General features: G+C 58.5%; 14 protein-coding genes. 7 read left to right on the forward strand and 7 right to left on the reverse strand.

Going from position 1 to position 16,741, the window contains the following annotated elements; translation table 11 throughout:
- Nucleotides 1-20 precede the first annotated feature (20 nt).
- Nucleotides 21-710: a response regulator gene (locus DNK50_RS12015; RefSeq protein ID WP_032892766.1), complete on the forward strand. Its 690-nt coding sequence runs from the start codon at nucleotides 21-23 to the stop codon at nucleotides 708-710.
- A 54-nt stretch (nucleotides 711-764) separates the two neighbouring features.
- Here DNK50_RS12015 and DNK50_RS12020 read toward each other — a convergent pair whose 3' ends face one another.
- Nucleotides 765-1,802 carry a patatin-like phospholipase family protein gene (locus DNK50_RS12020; RefSeq protein WP_112194209.1) on the reverse strand — a complete coding sequence of 346 codons (1,038 nt, stop codon included), beginning with the start codon at nucleotides 1,800-1,802 and terminating at the stop codon, nucleotides 765-767.
- A 218-nt stretch (nucleotides 1,803-2,020) separates the two neighbouring features.
- Here DNK50_RS12020 and DNK50_RS12025 point away from each other — a divergent pair, with 218 nt between their 5' ends.
- From DNK50_RS12025 to DNK50_RS12035, 3 genes are all read left to right on the forward strand, one after another.
- Nucleotides 2,021-2,299, forward strand: coding sequence for a hypothetical protein (locus DNK50_RS12025; RefSeq protein WP_032888964.1), 279 nt, complete (start codon nucleotides 2,021-2,023; stop codon nucleotides 2,297-2,299).
- A 45-nt stretch (nucleotides 2,300-2,344) separates the two neighbouring features.
- Nucleotides 2,345-3,106, forward strand: coding sequence for a CHAD domain-containing protein (locus DNK50_RS12030; protein ID WP_112194211.1), 762 nt, complete (start codon nucleotides 2,345-2,347; stop codon nucleotides 3,104-3,106).
- 90 nt (nucleotides 3,107-3,196) lie between these two features.
- Nucleotides 3,197-3,994 carry an acyl-CoA thioesterase II gene (locus DNK50_RS12035; protein WP_112194213.1) on the forward strand — a complete coding sequence of 266 codons (798 nt, stop codon included), beginning with the start codon at nucleotides 3,197-3,199 and terminating at the stop codon, nucleotides 3,992-3,994.
- Nucleotides 3,995-3,997: 3 nt separating this feature from the next.
- Here DNK50_RS12035 and DNK50_RS12040 read toward each other — a convergent pair whose 3' ends face one another.
- The 5 genes from DNK50_RS12040 to DNK50_RS12060 form a co-directional block, all read right to left on the reverse strand.
- On the reverse strand, nucleotides 3,998-4,360 hold the full coding sequence (locus DNK50_RS12040; protein ID WP_112194215.1) for an Mpo1-like protein: 363 nt from the start codon (nucleotides 4,358-4,360) through the stop codon (nucleotides 3,998-4,000).
- A 147-nt stretch (nucleotides 4,361-4,507) separates the two neighbouring features.
- Nucleotides 4,508-4,924 carry an Imm50 family immunity protein gene (locus DNK50_RS12045; RefSeq protein ID WP_112194217.1) on the reverse strand — a complete coding sequence of 139 codons (417 nt, stop codon included), beginning with the start codon at nucleotides 4,922-4,924 and terminating at the stop codon, nucleotides 4,508-4,510.
- Nucleotides 4,921-9,636, reverse strand: coding sequence for an RHS repeat-associated core domain-containing protein (locus DNK50_RS12050; RefSeq protein WP_112194219.1), 4,716 nt, complete (start codon nucleotides 9,634-9,636; stop codon nucleotides 4,921-4,923). The genes DNK50_RS12045 and DNK50_RS12050 overlap by 4 nt, the downstream gene beginning before the upstream one ends.
- 198 nt (nucleotides 9,637-9,834) lie before the next feature.
- Nucleotides 9,835-11,316 (reverse strand): methyl-accepting chemotaxis protein, encoded by a 1,482-nt coding sequence (locus DNK50_RS12055; RefSeq protein ID WP_099586831.1) that lies wholly within the window; start codon nucleotides 11,314-11,316, stop codon nucleotides 9,835-9,837.
- 96 nt (nucleotides 11,317-11,412) lie between these two features.
- Complete coding sequence (locus tag DNK50_RS12060; protein ID WP_112194221.1) at nucleotides 11,413-12,219, reverse strand: TatD family hydrolase; 807 nt, start codon at nucleotides 12,217-12,219, stop codon at nucleotides 11,413-11,415.
- Nucleotides 12,220-12,455: 236 nt separating this feature from the next.
- Here DNK50_RS12060 and DNK50_RS12065 point away from each other — a divergent pair, with 236 nt between their 5' ends.
- From DNK50_RS12065 to DNK50_RS12075, 3 genes are all read left to right on the forward strand, one after another.
- Nucleotides 12,456-13,877 (forward strand): transglycosylase SLT domain-containing protein, encoded by a 1,422-nt coding sequence (locus tag DNK50_RS12065; protein ID WP_112194223.1) that lies wholly within the window; start codon nucleotides 12,456-12,458, stop codon nucleotides 13,875-13,877.
- Nucleotides 13,878-13,979: 102 nt separating this feature from the next.
- Nucleotides 13,980-14,414, forward strand: coding sequence for a DoxX family protein (locus tag DNK50_RS12070; RefSeq protein WP_099586828.1), 435 nt, complete (start codon nucleotides 13,980-13,982; stop codon nucleotides 14,412-14,414).
- A gap of 260 nt (nucleotides 14,415-14,674) precedes the next feature.
- Nucleotides 14,675-14,983: a hypothetical protein gene (locus tag DNK50_RS12075; RefSeq protein WP_099586827.1), complete on the forward strand. Its 309-nt coding sequence runs from the start codon at nucleotides 14,675-14,677 to the stop codon at nucleotides 14,981-14,983.
- Between the two features lie 4 nt (nucleotides 14,984-14,987).
- Here DNK50_RS12075 and DNK50_RS12080 read toward each other — a convergent pair whose 3' ends face one another.
- A complete protein-coding gene (locus tag DNK50_RS12080; RefSeq protein ID WP_112194225.1) occupies nucleotides 14,988-16,733 on the reverse strand; it encodes a Gldg family protein in 1,746 nt (581 codons plus the stop codon).
- Nucleotides 16,734-16,741 lie beyond the last annotated feature (8 nt).

Genomic DNA, 16,741 nt, shown 5'->3' on the forward strand with positions numbered 1-16,741 from the left:
ACGGATTTTGATGGAACACCATGAGCCAGACCGCGACGATTTTGGTCATTGATGACGAACCACAGATCCGCAAGTTCTTGCGCATCAGCCTGGCCTCCCAGGGCTACAAAGTGATCGAGGCCGGTACCGGTAACGAAGGCCTGGCCCAGGCGGCATTGAGCAAGCCGGACTTGCTGGTGCTCGACCTCGGCCTGCCGGACATGGACGGCCAGCAGGTGCTGCGGGAGTTTCGTGAGTGGTCGACGGTGCCGGTATTGGTGCTGTCGGTGCGCGCCAGCGAAGGGCAAAAGGTCGAAGCCCTCGACGGTGGCGCCAATGACTATGTGACCAAACCTTTTGGTATCCAGGAATTTCTCGCCAGGGTTCGCGCGCTTTTGCGCCAGGCACCTGCAGGCGAAGCGCAGGAAGCAGCATTGAGTTTCGGCCCGCTGACGGTCGATCTGGCCTATCGCCGCGTACTGCTGGACGGCGCTGAAGTGGCGCTGACCCGTAAGGAATATGCCGTGCTGGCGCAGTTGGCACGGCATCCAGGGCGGGTGATTACTCAGCAGCAACTGCTCAAGGATATCTGGGGGCCGACCCATACCGAGGACAGTCACTATCTGAGGATTGTGGTGGGCCATCTGCGCCAGAAACTGGCGGATGATCCGACTCAGCCACGTTTTATCGTGACCGAGGCGGGGGTGGGGTATCGGTTGTTGGGGGCTTGAGCCTGAAGAGGTTTGTTATCTGATCCATCGCCATCGCGGGCAACAGCGAAGTACTCAGGACTGCTCACTCTCATAGCGGTCCAACGTGTCACTGGCTATTTCCCGGCCCAACGCGATCAACTCCGGCGCCTTGTAGAACTCGAAAAACCGGCACACCCGCTTCGGCACGTTGATCAACACGTCCGGCGGATAGCCTGCAATCTTGTACTGGGCCAATGACGTCTGCATCACCTCGAAACTCTGGTTGATCAGGTCCAGCAACGACGCTGGCCCCACATTATCGATGATGAACGATCCAGTGGCGGACTTCGGTGCGCCGGGTTTTTCCGGTGCGGCGGCGGGTTGTTGGGACTCGGGTTCAGCCGAATCCAGCCACGGGTTGATCTCGGCCGCCTGGGCCTGCAAGGCCTCCTGCTCCAGCTTCATCAACTGCTCGGCCTGCTTGCGGCGAAACGGCAAGTGCGAGCCCAGTGATTTCGCCAGGCTGTTGAAGCGGCTCTTGAAGGCCGGCGGCCGCTGGATCACCGGCAAGTGGTAGTGCTTCTGGTTGGTGGCGTTGAGGTTGACTGCGATGATCAAGTCGCAATGGCTCGACACCACCGGCACGATGGGCAGCGGGTTGAGCAGGCCGCCGTCCACCAGCATGCGGTTGCCTTGCATCACGGGGGTGAACAGGCTGGGAATTGCCGCCGAGGCGCGCATGGCCTGGTGCAGGCAGCCTTCCTGGAACCAGATTTCCTGCTGGTTGGTGAGGTCGGTGGCCACGGCTGTGTAGGGGATGCGCAGCTCTTCGATATTGATCTCGCCGACGATCTTGCGGATCTGGCCGAAGACCTTCTCGCCACGAATTGCACCGAGGCGAAAACTCACGTCCACCAGGCGCAGCACGTCGAGGTAGTCAAGGCTTTCAATCCAGTTTCGATACTCGTCCAGCTTGCCTGCCGCATAGATTCCACCCACCACCGCGCCCATGGAGCAGCCGGCAATACAGGCAATGTCATAGCCGCGTCGTTCGATTTCTTCGATCACTCCGATATGGGCATAACCCCGGGCTCCGCCCGAGCCCAGCACCAAGGCAACACGTTTTTTCATGGTCCATATCCTTTGATCGGCAGGTAGCCACAATGCACCCATTGAGGGGGCGGCTTCAATCTTCGCTAAGCGGCGTAATATTTTTCCAGAGTAGCGACTAGGCTCGGGTATGCTCTGGCAATAGGTACTATCGATTTCAGGCTAAGGACAAGGCACTTTTTGTTGTAGGTAACGTCTACAACCGTACGACTGTTTTTCTTTATTTTGAGGTGTCATCGATGAAAGCCTGGATGTGTGTGCCTGTGATTCTGTTGGCCCTGGCCGGTTGTGCCGGCAAAACCGCTTACCGCGACAGTTGCGGTGCGCAATTGGACGCTGCCTGGAAAGAGCTCGACCTGGCCAAGGCCGAAGGCTTCGCCGGTACCGTCAGCTATTCCAAGGCGTTGTCCCTGTTGACCGGTGCCAAGACTCAGCAGCAGTTTGAAGCGTTTGAAGGCTGCTCCAACAAGGCTGAAAAGGCACGGTTCTATATTCGTGAGTCGCGCGCCGGGCGTTGAGCCGTCGGCAGATAGTAGGATTTTTCATCAAGAAGTGAGGGCAGGATGTCAGCGTTGGTCGATCAGTTAGTCGCTCAGGTCATTGGCCTGGAAGTAGGGTTACTGAGCTGCCAGGCTCGCCTCGCTGCCGTCACCGACGACGAAGCGCTGCATGACTTGCGCACCACGGTGCGGCGCCTTCGTAGTCTGTTGCGGCCCTTACGCGGGCTGCCGGGCGTCGAACAGCTTGAGCTGGCCGCCAGCAGTGTCGGCCAATTGACCACCCCACTGCGTGATCGTGAGGTGCTGGCCGCCTATCTGCACCAGCATGGTCATCACGACGCGGCGGATCGGCGTCTGCGCCTGCAGCCCGATGCTTATCGCCAGGTAGCGCAAAGTCCGGAGTTGGCGCACTTGCTGCAGATTCTGGATGCCTTCCCACGCTTTATTCGCGCCTCCCAGCATCAGAAATTGCTCAAGGGCGTGCGCTCGCGGATCGAGAAGCGCCTGGCCAAGCAATGGCATACCCTCGGTGAAGCCCTCAAGGATCCTGGCCATGATCGCCACCGTCTGCGGCTGTTGATCAAGCGCGTGCGTTATGCCGCCGAGGCCTATCCCGAATTGGACAAGTTGCCCGCCAACGCCATGTCGCGCCTGAAGAAAGCCCAAGGTGCCCTGGGCGATTGGCACGACTGCTGGCAGTGGCTGGCCCAAGCTGAACACCAGGCCGATCTGCAACCTTGTGTGGCGGTATGGCACAAAACCATGGCCAAAGCCGAGGGGCAGGCGGATCGGGTGCTGGATAAACTCAGCTCCGATTGTTTCTGAATCGGTCCGGCTTTTGGCCGGAATAGGCGCTGTACCTCACCCCCACGATGGTTAAGATCCCTCATCTGTTTCCTTTGACCTGAGGTTGCCATGCGCTTTAGTGACTTGCTCGACGCTGCCCGTAGCCACCCGCTGGATGTCACCATTCCTGCTGAATGGGCACAAGGTCGCGCGACGTTCGGCGGCCTGGTTGCCGCTTTGCAATACGAAGCCCTGCGCGCCCAGGTGCCTGCGGATCGACCGTTGCGCTCGTTGGCAATCACCTTCGTTGGCCCGGTGGCGCCCGACGTCCCTGCCAGCTATCAAGTCGAAGTGTTGCGCGAAGGCAAGGCGGTCAGCCAATTGCTCGGCCGGGTCATGCAGAACGGTGAAGTGGCGACGCTGGTACAGGCCAGCTTCGGCGCTTCCCGTGAATCAGTCATTGATGTGGCAAGCGAAGCACCGCCAGCGTTCAAACACTGGGACGAGTGCCAGGAGTTGCCCTATATCAAGGGCGTCACGCCTGAATTCATGCGGCACCTGGCAATGCGCTGGAGCGTCGGCGGCCTGCCATTCACCGGCAATAAGTCTCGCGACATGGGCGGCTGGGTTCGCTTGCGTGGGGATGTGAAAGAAGAGCCGCTGACCGAAGCGCATATCCTCGCCCTGGTCGACGCCTGGCCACCGGCCTTGCTCCCGCATCTGAACAAACCGGCTCCGGGCAGCACCCTGACCTGGACCATCGAGTTCATCCAACCATTGCAGGATCTGACAACCCTCGATTGGTGCCAGTACTACGTCAACATCGAACACGCCCGCGACGGCTACGGCCACGCTGCCGCAGCGCTGTGGAGCCCCTCCGGCGAGTTGATCGCGATCAGCCGCCAGACCGTTGTAGTGTTCGCCTGAGCATCAGTGCCGATGGCGCTGCCGCCAGGCGCGCCACCAGCCACCGCTCAACACAAAGCGCGGAAAGGTCACGAACTGCTCGACCACCAGGCGTTGCACTGCATCGTTGCGATCACTGAAAGGCTCGCTGGCCTGGGCTTCCAGACTATGACCATGACGCTGCAAACCCAGGCCGGCCAGGATGCCCACCACGCCAATGGCGAAACTGGCCAGGCTCAGGCTGAACACCCCGGAAACGATCAACAGAAACCCGACGATAAACAGTGGCACGGCGATCAGGTGCAAGGCCAGGTTGGTGGGGTGCTGGTGATTCTGCGGGTAGTTACGCCATTGCCAGGCGGGGAGATTGGGGTGCCGTTTGCCCATGATGGTGAGTCCTCTGTCCGTTGAAATAACTTGGATGGAGTTTAGGCGGGGGTGGGCGGGTGGGCGAATTGGGGCTGGCTATAGAGCTCATAGTTTCTGTTATCTAAAACATTTAACCCCCCCCCAAAAAAATCCATTCTAGATAACTTAAGGTGACCAGCTATGATCTCCTGGTTCGGGACAATTTATATAAACTGACGGCCCATCCATAGACAACCATTTTGCTTTGAATTCAATAGAGGTATTTTCTGATTTTGCGTTGAAAAGATAGTGCTCATTTTCTCGCGTAATTTTTGCAATGAAAATTTCTCGGCGAGGAAGATTGATTATCTGCAGGTTACTTATTCCGTGACAGGTCAGTCCAATTCTGCATGTGTTGTATCCTTTGTCCTGCAATTTTGGAGGTAAGAAATCTGGAAAGTCTGGTATGTCAAAGCCAATGCCGAGAGAGGGTTGGTCGTTTTCTATCGTCAGCGAGTGTATATAAATTTCGCGAATTTCAATTGGTTGACTGAACAATTTATTAAAAAATATGGTTCCTTCAAGATCATTCCAATGTTTCATTTTTTACCCTTAAATGTGTAGTGGTCTTTTGTTCCCGGGACTTTGCCGGTCCGCGGTGTATCAAATGGGCGTAGGTTGAAATGAGAGCCTTGATCGCCTGCTCCGTCTTGCGCGCCGAAATTATGCCCCGCTGAATGGTCTTGTATTAATACTTTGGAGCCATCGGCTCTCGTATATTGGTAGACCCTTGTCTGAATTGGTTTTCCTGAGCTATCTAAAATTGCTTTTTCATTTATATCCGACATTTTCACGATTTTGTATTGCTTTTTTACGCCAGAACGCGCGTTGGTAAATACATCAGGTTGTTGCGACATCGGTATGTTGGCGTCCCTTTTTGCTGCGCGGAATGCTCCTTTACGAGATACATCAGGTGCGTCAGGTTCAGCAGGTATCGCGCAGGTTGGATTTTTCTTTACTACGCCAGTGCAGCTGGCATTCAGTCCCAGCGGATCCACCCACCCCGTAGGATTGGGCACGTATTGGTACGCGTTAATCCCGCCCGCCAACTTCACCGGGTCAGGTGTCAGGTAACGCCCAATATCTGGATTGTAGTAGCGATGACGGTTGTAGTGCAGCCCGCTTTCCGGGTCGAAGTACTGACCCTGAAAGCGCAGCGGGTTGTCGATTTTATCTTTGTCGAGGCGACTGAACTGGCCGTAGGCGCGGTAATTCGCGGACCAGACGATTTCGCCGTCGGGGTCGGTGAGTTCCTGTGGCGTGCCGAGATGGTCGAGTTGGTAGTGGTAGGGCTGGGTGTCGGTTGGACCGGATCCTTCCAGTAGTGCCAAAGGGCGAAAGCTGTCGGGTTCGTAAAGGTAGCTGCGGTGGCGGTCTGCATGGTGTTCGGCAATCAGCTTGTCGCCTTGCCAGAAGAACTCCGTGGTTAAACCGTCGACAGTCTTACTGATACGCCGTCCAAACGGGTCGTAGCGGTAGCTGGCGGTTTGCCCGTTGGGTTGTGTAATGCCGATCAGCCGGTGCTGGCAGTCGTAGCGGTATTCGGTGACCAGTTGGTGACCTTTGCCTCTGCGTTCACCGATCAGGTTGCCGAAGGCGTCGTAGTCGTAATGCCGGTCGCCCTGGATCATCAGGCGGTTGCCGGCGACGATGTCGGGGCCGGGGCGGTCTTGCATGAGCAAATTGCCCGCCGGGTTGTGGCCGAAGCGTTCCTGCAGGTCTTGGGAGTGGTCGGCTCGGGTCAGGCGGTTGAGCGGGTCGTAGTGGTAGTGGTGTTCGCCTTTGCGGGTGTCGTTGAGGCGGGTGAGGTTGCCGGATCTGTCGTAGTCGTAGTGGCGTTGGAGCAGGTGATGTTCTTGCTGTGTTACGGCATGGGCGTGCAGGCGCTGTTGGTCGTCGTAGTGGTAATGGCTGAGCAGTTGGCCTTGTTGGCGTTGGTGTTCCTGACCCGCTTTGAATAGATGCGATGTTAGGGTTTTACCGTTAAGTTCGATGGTGGCGAGATGACCGCCTTTGGCGTGGTTGAACGCCACACGGTTGTTGTCCGGCAGGCGCAGGTGTTGAAGCTGGCCACAGCCGTCATAGCCGTAACGCAAGGTGCCCCAGCCTTGGTGTTCGGCAGTGAGGCGGTTCTGGACGTCGTACTCGTAGGCCAGCGCCCAGTTACCGTCGTCGACGCTGAGGAGATTGCCCTGGCGGTCGTAGGCGTAATCGACCTTGTTGCCATCGGGGAGGGTTTTTCGTACGAGACGGCCGGCGTAGTCGCGCTCGTAACAAGTCACTAGCTGACTGCCATCATCGCCGTGTTCAGTTTTTTCCTGCAGGTTGCCATTGAGGTCATACGCGTAGGCGGTGCGTTGGCCATCAAACCCGATTTCCTGCTGGATCAGGCCGTTGGCGTGGTAAGCCAGCCGGTAGGTCTCGCCAACTTCGTTTTCAATCTCGGTCAGCAGCAGACGCGCGTTGTCGTAGCGGTACTTGACCTGGCTGCCGTCGGCATTGATGCGGCGGCTGATCAGGTGCAGGCCGTCGGCGTATTCGTAGCGGGTGACGTTGCCCCGTTCATCGCGTTCGGCGGTGATTTTTCCGTAGGGGTTGTAGCTGTATTCCCTGCACGCACCGCCGGGCAGTACGAGGCGAGTCAGCCGACCGACTGCATCCCACTGGTATTGGGTCAGCGCGCCTTGTTCATCCTCACGGGCAATCTGCCGGCCCAGGTCGTCGTAGCGATAGCGCTTGATGCCCCCGTTGGGCAGTTGCTCTTCAACCAACTGGCCGCGGTCATTCCACACCAGCCGCTGGCAACTGTGATCCGGGTACCACACCCCAATCAGTTGCCCGTATTTGTTGTAGCTGTAGTCGGTGATGTGACCGTCGGGATCGGTCCTACGCGTCACGTCGCCCTGATCGTTGCGCTCGTACTTCCAAACCGCTGAGCCTCGCCTTACAACCCGTACGAAGCCGTTGTCATGCTCGTAGGACGTCGGCTCATCGTCCCCCGGAAACAACGCAACCAGGCGTCCGGCCTCGTCGTACTGATACGCCGTCACCGCGCCCAGCGGGTCCTGCTCAACCGTCAGCCGACCCTTGTCATCGTAGGATTTGAAATGCTCGGCACCGTCCGGATCAATGCGCTGCACCAGCCGTGCGCGGTCATCGTGGACATACACTTCCTGGCTGCCATCGGCGTTGTGCACCACAACGCTGCCGTCATCCCCCCACACATACCGCGTATCCATCTGTGAAAAACTGGCCCAATGCCGGACACATCGCGCCGCTTTGCCAGACCGTTCCCACGCCCAAAAGAAGCTCGCCCCACCGGCCAACCCACGTTCAAGAATCACGTGTTGCTCGTCGTAGCGATAAACCTCGCTTTCACCGACGGCATTGGTCGCTGAGACCAGTCGGCCCATGTCGTCATAGGCGTAGGAAACAACGCTGTGCTCTGTGATCCAAACGTAAGGCGCATGTCCCTTGGCCCGCTGAACCTGGTAGTCCACCGCCACAATGCGGCCCGACTCATAGCGTAAAAACAGCGCACAACCGGCACCGTTATCCAGCCGCTCAATGCGCCCTAAAACGTCCCGGGAAATCCGCAGCCGGTTGTCATACGCATCACTGATCGAAACCAGCACCCCATCGCGAAAGTGATAAAACCGCGACGCCTGCGTCAGCACCAACTCATCCGGCTCCGAGCCCAAGTAGATCGCCGCTTCGGCCAGGCTATTGGTGATTGCAGGTCGAGCAACTGTCGGCAGTGGAAACTCAGTCGAGCGGTTTTCATGGTCGATCCAGACCACCGAATTACCTGACACGACAAGCCGATGCGCCAGCGAATGACTCCAGCCAAACCCCAGCCCGACATCCATTTCCACCGCACTGGTGCGATACAACCGTGTCCACTCAAACGGCAAAATCCCGTCTAAAACACCGTCAGTCAGCGTAAGTAATTCTTCGCCGGTGACCATCGACACCGGGCAGCCGTTGGTCACGGTCTTATCCGAAGCCGCAGCAGCATCCCCCTTCGGATTCGTCGCCACGGCAGGCGCGTCGTCGACATGTTCCTGGCGAACCAACACCGTCCGCTGTGTCTTGCCGCGAACCGCCGGCACCGCGTTTGAAACCAGATTCTCCCCAGCCTTCAACGGCGCAGCCGCCACCGCCTTGATCGGCGTCGCTGCACTGCCCAAGAGCAAAGGCTTGAGCGCCTCCGAGTGCGCGTCCAACTTCGGCCCCACGAGGTGATCGGCCAGCAACTCCAACAACGCCCGCGCCCGTTTGGATTTGATGGCGCTCAGCGTCTGCGCACCCAGGCGTAGCGTCACACCCGTCCCGGCCGTCGCCCATATCAGCAGTAGGTTGATCAGCACTTCACCGGTGATCTCGCCCAGCAATTCATACATCTCCGGCGGTGGCAGCAGGCGTATCCAACTGACGATCGCCGAGACATAAATGAACAACAGCGGCTCATCGCTAAGCACCAACAAACCCTTGGCAATCGCGTCGCTACCCAGCTTCAGCAGCTCATCAAGCTCAGCCTGAGAGAGGTACGCCAACAACTTCTGGCTGTTGGCCTTGAGATCCGCCAACAGGTCGTACAGCTGGGAAATGTTGTCCCACAGGCTGTAGAGCGCCTTGGCCATCCCGCTGGAAAACGCCACGCCCTGCATCGCGCTGCGTTGCAAAGAGCTGGCGCTGGCAAAGTCCTTCCATTGGGGTTGGAAAGTCGCCGTCCACTCTTCCCGCAGCCGACCCTCTAGCCCCGCAATCACCGACTGATAAGACGCATACAGCGCCTTGACGTGATCCTGGGAAACAGTGGGGTAGAAGGTGATTTGGTACGGCTGATTTCGATCACACTCGGTGATTTCGAGGATGCCGCTGGGGCCGATGGTCCGATGCAGCGGCGGGCCCATCGGGCTGCCATCCGCCGCAATGGCTTGGAGCATCACTGGCGTATTGCCGATAGGTACAAAGCGGGTGCTTTCGAACATATGCGCCAGGGTCAGCGAGCCCTGGGCACTGCACATGGCGACCGTTTTACTGGGTGCCTTGGACGAAACCGGCGCGACCAGCTCTACCTCGTCGCCCACCTTGAAGACCTGCTCGACCTCCAGCGCCGAACCGCTCCAGAAGCTTTCGGCCCAGGCATCAAAGGTGTTCAGGCAATTACGGAAGTCTCCGAAGACGCGCTCACTATCTGGCGCCTTGGGATCCATGGGGGCCAGGACGAAGCTGGCGATGACGGGAATCAAGAGGCAGCCCTATGTGGCAGGGCGGTCATTGAGAAGTACATCGGCGGTCCCTCGCACTGAATCATCAGGCGAGAGACTTTGGAGAGGTTCGTCAGATAAAGAAGTCGGCGTTATTCGCCAGCATGGCTAGGAGGTTTCGCCAAAATTTCGGGTAAATGGTGGGGCTAGCGTAGGAGTCGGATTACAGGTACGGAAGTCCTACAGCTTCAGTTGCCCAATCGCTTTGCTCAACTCCCCGGCCAGCGTCGCCAGCTCATTGCTGGTCGTGGCCGAATCCACGGTCTGCTGCACGGTGTTTTCGGTCACATCGCGAATACTCACCACTGCGCGGTTCATCTCTTCGGCCACGTGGCTTTGTTGCTCGGCGGCGACGGCAATCTGGGTGTTGCTCTCGCGCATTTGCGCCACGGCGCCGGTGATTTCGGCGAGTGCCGCGCCGGCCTCCTGGGCTTGTTGCACGCAGTCGTCTGCCTTGAACGAGCTTTCCTGCATAAAGTCCACCGCGTCGCGGGTGCCCGCTTGTAGCGCTGAGACCATGCGGGTGATTTCGTCGGTGGAGCTTTGCACGCGTTTGGCCAGGTTGCGCACTTCGTCGGCGACCACGGCAAAGCCGCGGCCCATTTCTCCGGCCCGGGCGGCTTCGATGGCGGCGTTGAGGGCGAGCAGGTTGGTCTGTTCGGCGATGCTGTGGATCACGCTGACCACGCCGTTGATTTTCTGGCTGTCTTCGGCGAGCTTCTGGATCATTTCGGCAGTTTGTTGCACACCGCTGGACAGCCCGGCAATTGAGTGTCTTACCCGCGTCACTACTTCCTGGCCGCTGCCGGCGAGGGTGTCGGCGGTCTGGGACAAGTCCCGGGTGGCGCCGGCATGTTGGGCGATGTGATAGACGGTGGCGGTCATCTCGTTGATGGCGGTGGCGGCCTGGTCGGTCTCGCTTTGCTGGCCGAGCATGCCGTGCTGTACCTCGTTCATGCTGCTGGCCAGGCGCGCGGCGCCTTCGTCGAGTTGCCGGGCAGTGCGCGCCACGGTGCTGACCACGCGTTGGTAGCCAGCCTGCATGGCATTGAACGCGCTGGCCATCTGGCCGACTTCATCTTTGCAGGCCAGGGGGACGCGGGCCGATAGATCGCCGGTTTTTTCCACGTGCAGCATGACGTCCTTGAGCGTGTTGAGCTGACTGAGCAGGAAGCGGATCAGCAACTGCGAAGCGCCCAGCATCGCGAGCATCAAGATTGCCACCGCCACGGCGTAATTGGCGAAGCGTTCGCCGAACACCTGGCTCAAGCTTGGTGCATAGGCAAGCACGCCAATATATTGCCCGTCCGGGCGGGCGATGACTTCGGCGCCCATCAATGGATTCTCGCCAAACAGCGGCATGTGATTGAGTTCGACCCAACCGGTGGTGGTGCTCAGGGCTGACAGATCCAGATCGCCGAGCTGTGGGACTTGGCCTCGCGCAAACGTCAGCCAGTGCGCGTCCTTCGGCAGTGGCTGATCGGTTGGCCAGGCACCCAGCAATCGCCCCTGGGCCTGCGCCGACGCTTGGGACGCGGTGATGCGCGCCTGTTGTTCGAGCTGCACGGCGTACAGCACCAGCAGGAGGGTGGTGATGAAGGCAACCGCGTTGACGGCCCAGAATTTGTACTTCAGCGAGATATTGCTAAGCCAGGCACCCATGGAAGGTTTTCTCTGATAGCGGAAACAGCATTGGCAAGGTGCCATTATTGTGCCGCTATTCAGAAAGCCGGTTTTGACATGGGTCAATGCGCCGCATCAATCCACGGTCGGCAACCCAAAAAAAGCGCGGGAACAGGCAGTGCTGTGTTCGGCCAGGTCTTGCGCGCTTTCATTGCGGTGCAGGGCAACTTCGCGCAGGACTTCTGTCAGGTAGGCCGGCTCGTTACGACCATTTTTCGGTTTGGGGCGTAGGGTGCGGGGCAGCAGGTAAGGCGCATCGCTTTCCAGCATCAGACGGCCTCGGGGAATTTCCCTGACGAGCGGGTGCAGGTGTGTCCCACGGCGTTCGTCGCAGATCCAGCCGGTGATGCCAATGTGCAAATCGAGGTCGAGGTAGCTGAACAGCGCCGCCTGTTCGCCGGTAAAACAATGCACCACGGCGGCGGTCAGGTGGTCGCGGTAGTCCTTGAGGATCTCCAGCAGGCGTTGGTTGGCGTCACGCTCATGGAGAAACACCGGAAGCTTTAGTTCGACGGCCAGGGCCAAGTGTTCTTCCAGGACTTTTTCCTGTTGTGGGCGCGGTGAGAAATCCCGATTGAAATCCAGGCCGCATTCGCCCACCGCACGTACCCGGGACTCACCGAGCAAACCGCGCAAACGCTGGGCGCTATCGCCGTTCCAGTCGCTGGCGGAGTGGGGGTGGATACCTGCGGTACTGAACAGGCGTTGGCCGCTTTCGTCGAGTTTGACGCACAGCTCCAGGGCCTGTTCGCTGCCGTCGACGCTGGTGCCGGTGAGTACCAGTTGTTGCACACCGGCGGCGTAGGCGCGGTCGAGAACGGCCTGGTGCTTGTCGTCGAAACTGGAGTTGGTCAGGTTGACGCCGATATCAATGAGTTGCATGGTGCTATCTCCGCCTGCGGCCGGAAAGCATATCAGAGCTGTAGATTTATAAGAAAAACGAAGAACTACAACGAGTTATAGCTGTCTTTGAACGTCGCAAGTGACATGGTGGTTGGCTGAACGCCTTGCACTGTGCCACCGTTGCGCGCAAAGCCTGCGCATAAAGCGCTCTGTTTCCGACCCCCACCGCGTCGTTTTTCGCGAGCGCGTTGGCCAGTATTCTTTCCGGAGAGCGGATGATCCGACCCTCGGCGTTGCTTATGTTGTGCCTGACGTTACTGCTGCCCATGGCAGCGGTCGCGCGTCTGGACGGGCCGCTGGAAGTGACCAAACCCGGCAAGGTTCGTGACCTGGCGCAGATTCGTTCCAGCCGCACCCTGCGGGTATTGGTCAACCAGAGCCGCAACAGCTCAGGCGAAGTGCAGGGCCAGGCGATCGGTGTCGAATACCACCGCCTGCGCGCCTTTGAGCAATACCTCAATGGTCACGCCCGGGATGGCCAGGAAATCAACCTCAAGATTATCCCCAAGGCCAAGGACCAGTTGCTCGGCGCGCTGGCCCGTGGCGAAGGCGATCTGGTGGCGCCTGGCGAATTACTGGATGTGAAGGCGGCTCATAAAGTCAGCACCAGTGACCCGATTGCCAGCGATGTTCCGTTGTGGCTGGTGGGGGTGAAGGGTGAGCGACGGTTTACCAAGTTGGAGCAATTGTCTGGGCGAACCCTGGCCCTGACCACCGGCAGTGCGGCGGCGGACGCCATTAGCCAGATCAATCAGAAGCTGGCCCTGCACAAGCAGCCACCGGTCAAGGTGGAATGGGTGGACCCGACCCTGGCGGTTGAAGACGTACTGGAAATGGTCCAGGCGGGGATTTTTCATCTCACTATCGTCGAGAAACCGATTGCCGAACGCTGGTCGAAGATCCTGCCCAAGTTGCGCTTCGACAAACAAGTCGTCATCAGCGAGCCCGGCGATGAATACTGGTTTGTGCGCCAGGATGCTTCGATGCTGCGGGCCAGTATTGATCGATTTCTCAAGACCTATCGCACGCCATCAGATCAGGACGTGGCATTCCAGCGTATCTATAGACGCCTCTACCAAGTGCGTAATCCGCTGGCCCGTGCAGACCGTCAGCGCCTGGAAAAACTACGCCCTGTGCTGCAAAAACACGCCCGTGAACAGGGCATGGACTGGCTGAACCTGGCCGCACTGGCCTTCAAGGAATCTGCCCTCGACCCTGGGGCGCGCAACAGCGGCGGCCCTACCGGGCTGATGCAGATCACACCCTCCGCGGCGCAACGGGTGGGCGTCAGCAACATCGAAAATCTCGACAGTAATGTACAGGCAGGCGCGCGTTACCTGGCGTTGATCCGTCGCAAGTTCTTTTCCAGCCCCAAGCTCAACGAGCGCGAACGCATGGCCTTTGTACTGGCGGCCTACAACATGGGGCCGGAGCGGGTGCAAGGGATGCGCACCGAGGCCAAGCGCCGGGGACTGAATCCCAACCAATGGTTCTTCCAGGTGGAGCGCATTGCCATGGAGCAGGTAGGGATGGGCGGCGTCAGCTATGTTAATAGCGTGAACAAGTACTACTTGGCGTTTGATCGGGAGCGGGAGTCCCTGGAGCCGCCAGCGGCGAAGATTGTCTCACGCAAATAATCTATTTTATCGATATTAATTAGGCATTTTTTCGGCTTTTATCATTGCTTAAACTGATTAATATAGCGGCCAACCCAACCTACTTCGAAAAGGATTTACCCCATGAGCCCAATGATTAAAAGCCTGCTGTCCACCCGTGCCGGCTACGGTCTGACTGTCCTGCGCATTGTCGTCGGCATCATCTTTGCCGCCCACGGTTCGCAAAAACTCTTCGGTTGGTTTGGCGGCTATGGCTTGGCGGGCACTGCGCAATGGATGGAAAGCATCGGCCTGGCACCGGGTACCCTGATGGCGCTGCTGTCGGGCGGAACCGAGTTCTTCGCCGGCCTGGCGCTGATCATCGGTTTGCTGGTGCGCCCGGCGGCATTGGGCCTGACCATTCTGTCGCTGGTGGCGATCTTCTCGGTACACATCCACAACGGCCTGTTCATGGCCAACAACGGTTATGAGTTCGCACTGGCCTTGTTGGGCGGTTCCCTGGCGGTGCTGCTGGAAGGTGCGGGCAAACTGTCTGCCGACCGCGCCATCGCTAACTGACCGCTCTGCAGCACCCCGAAGAGGCCCGCCATGTGCGGGCCTTTTCATTGCTCTGGATTCTTGACATCGGCCCTTCGGCTTCTCTAGGATGCTGTCCATGCGCCGATTTAAACAGCTAATTGCGGGGCGCCACTGGGACTCAATGCAGCCCGACAGAAGCGTGTTTTCCCCTGAGGAGACAGCTTCGAAATACCGCTAAAGCGCTGGTTCGGTGTTGCCTCTCACCTGCCCGCAGACTTTTGAGGCAGAGACACGACACGATGAATGCACTACGCCCCCTGATACGCCTGGCTCCGATCACTGCGGACCTCACTCAACGCAATCCAAAAATCCTCTTGGGCGGCAAGCACCAGCCGACGTTGCTACGTTATCTGGACGGCTGGCCACGTCGCACCGGTCGGCCTTCGGCGTTCCTGATCCAGTTTGTCGAAGACGGCGATTCCCTGGCCCGCTTTGCAAATAACAGCTTCGACCTGGCGGTTATTCAGGCGCCCAGCGCCAGCAACGCGCAGGAGGTCATCCGAGAGTTGACCCGCATTGCCCGTCAGGGGCTGATTGCCAGGCGTTAGAGCCTCAGTGACGTACGGCGTCCGCTCGCAAGCGACGTCGTCGGTTACCTAGAAACACCACCCAGGCAATCAGGCACAGCGTCAGCGGGATCGCCAACGCCACCACCAGTTTCATAGCGAACTCCAGGAAGTGCACGCGTGCGTATGCCTCGGCCTTCAAGGCATGCAATTCCATGGGTAAGCGCAGGCGCTCTTTGTTGAGTGCAAGCAGTTGGGCGGTGCTGTCTACTGCCTGGGAACTGAGGTTGGTGGGCTCTGGGCTCAGCCTTTTCCATTCCTGCTCAGTACGTAGCAGGCGCCGCTCCAACTCACTCGCCTTCTCACTGTATGTGTGTGCAGCGTCGTCACGCATTCGTTCGAGCATGTTCGGTGACCTGTTCGCCACCGCACGTGGGCGGATATTGAGCAGCGCATCGCTTGCGGACAAGTTATCCAGTGTATTCAACACAAACAGGGTGTTGCCGTGGGGTACCGTGCTGTTGACTTGATCTGTCAGCAAGTCAGTGTCGGCAACCACCACCACATGGATGAGCGCCGCTTTTTGCACACCTGCTGGCTGCCCTTCGAGGCTGTCTGGGAATACGGAATAAGCCGGACCCTCTATGCGAGCGGCAATCACATGGCGTTGCGCTTGAGTGGACGCCTCATCGGCCATTGAGTCGAACTCGTTTGGAGAGGCAAATCGGTTGGTTTCCACCAACACAGATTGGCCAGAGCTTTCCAAGAGAGGGGTGAAGGTGGTGCGCGCTTTTTGGCGACGCGTGAGGGCGCCGCTACTCGATACCGCTACGTTGTTCACTTTGCGGCTGCTGATGTCGTGTGCATTCATTGCCTGGGGAGGCAGATCCAAACTGCCTGGGTGCGGCGTTGCTGGCTGACCGGGTGCTGATGTCATTGACGCGGCATAGCGGTTGTCGACTAGAAACTTGTCCTCCTGCATCTGTATACCCCAAGCCGCAAGCAACTCAGTCAGCCGGTTATGGGGCGCACGCGTGTTCGAGTGTTGCTCGCTGAGGGGATCGATAAACATCATTAATCTACCGCCCTTCAATACAAATTGTTCAATCTCATACAGTGACCGCTCAGGCAGTGCCCGTGGATGCACGACCATGAGCGTTTTGACCTGCTCCGGTATGCGCTCGGCGCTTGCGCCCAGATTGACCAGGTTGAAGTGTCGCTGCAGTTCCTTCAGCAAGCGGCCAGCTGACGCCCCTATCTCCAACCCTGGCACCAGCCCTATGACGGCTCGCTCTGGGTGTTGCAGTTTATGGATCAGATGGCTGATTTCGTATTCGAGCAATGGCTCCCGGTCAAGGCTGAACGATTCGATGCGTTGCGCTCCGTGCCCGGCGCGAGTGCCGATCAGCCCCAGGAAGCCCGCAGTGTCGTCGAGACCGAACAGCTTGGCTTTGTAGGCATCTTCTGAAAAAGGTTTGGGATCAATAAGGTGTAGGTTGATCATGCCCTTCGCTGCTTTTTCGTACTCCAGCAATACGTCCTCGATGCGCTTGCCATAGCGTTTCAAGGCGTAGCTTCGTTTCGGGTCGTTGTGGGCATTGAAGTAATACACGTCCAGGGGACTTTCCAATGATGCGAGTAATTGTTGGGCTTGAGGAGACGGGGTGTGGGTTTTCTCTCGTGATAAATCCCAGCGGATATCAGGAAGCTTTGCGACCCACACTAAGTTGAACGCCAAAAATAATAACAAAATGACGATAAGAGTCATGCCGGTGCGCAGAGTAGGTCGCATGGAGGGCT

Origin of the sequence: Pseudomonas sp. LG1E9, assembly GCF_003290225.1 — a bacterium.
GTDB classification, from domain to species: Bacteria; Pseudomonadota; Gammaproteobacteria; order Pseudomonadales; family Pseudomonadaceae; genus Aquipseudomonas; species Aquipseudomonas cyclaminis.

Bases quoted from the DNA above. Each gene is read 5' to 3' on its own strand.
- DNK50_RS12060 (WP_112194221.1), bottom strand. From the start codon at position 12,219: ATGCAACTCATTGATATCGGCGTCAACCTGACCAACTCCAGTTTCGAC.
- DNK50_RS12015 (WP_032892766.1), top strand. From the start codon at position 21: ATGAGCCAGACCGCGACGATTTTGGTCATTGATGACGAACCACAGATC.
- DNK50_RS12025 (WP_032888964.1), top strand. From the start codon at position 2,021: ATGAAAGCCTGGATGTGTGTGCCTGTGATTCTGTTGGCCCTGGCCGGT.
- DNK50_RS12035 (WP_112194213.1), top strand. From the start codon at position 3,197: ATGCGCTTTAGTGACTTGCTCGACGCTGCCCGTAGCCACCCGCTGGAT.
- DNK50_RS12045 (WP_112194217.1), bottom strand. From the start codon at position 4,924: ATGAAACATTGGAATGATCTTGAAGGAACCATATTTTTTAATAAATTG.
- DNK50_RS12070 (WP_099586828.1), top strand. From the start codon at position 13,980: ATGAGCCCAATGATTAAAAGCCTGCTGTCCACCCGTGCCGGCTACGGT.
- DNK50_RS12030 (WP_112194211.1), top strand. From the start codon at position 2,345: ATGTCAGCGTTGGTCGATCAGTTAGTCGCTCAGGTCATTGGCCTGGAA.
- DNK50_RS12040 (WP_112194215.1), bottom strand. From the start codon at position 4,360: ATGGGCAAACGGCACCCCAATCTCCCCGCCTGGCAATGGCGTAACTAC.
- DNK50_RS12080 (WP_112194225.1), bottom strand. From the start codon at position 16,733: ATGCGACCTACTCTGCGCACCGGCATGACTCTTATCGTCATTTTGTTA.
- DNK50_RS12075 (WP_099586827.1), top strand. From the start codon at position 14,675: ATGAATGCACTACGCCCCCTGATACGCCTGGCTCCGATCACTGCGGAC.
- DNK50_RS12020 (WP_112194209.1), bottom strand. From the start codon at position 1,802: ATGAAAAAACGTGTTGCCTTGGTGCTGGGCTCGGGCGGAGCCCGGGGT.
- DNK50_RS12065 (WP_112194223.1), top strand. From the start codon at position 12,456: ATGATCCGACCCTCGGCGTTGCTTATGTTGTGCCTGACGTTACTGCTG.
- DNK50_RS12055 (WP_099586831.1), bottom strand. From the start codon at position 11,316: ATGGGTGCCTGGCTTAGCAATATCTCGCTGAAGTACAAATTCTGGGCC.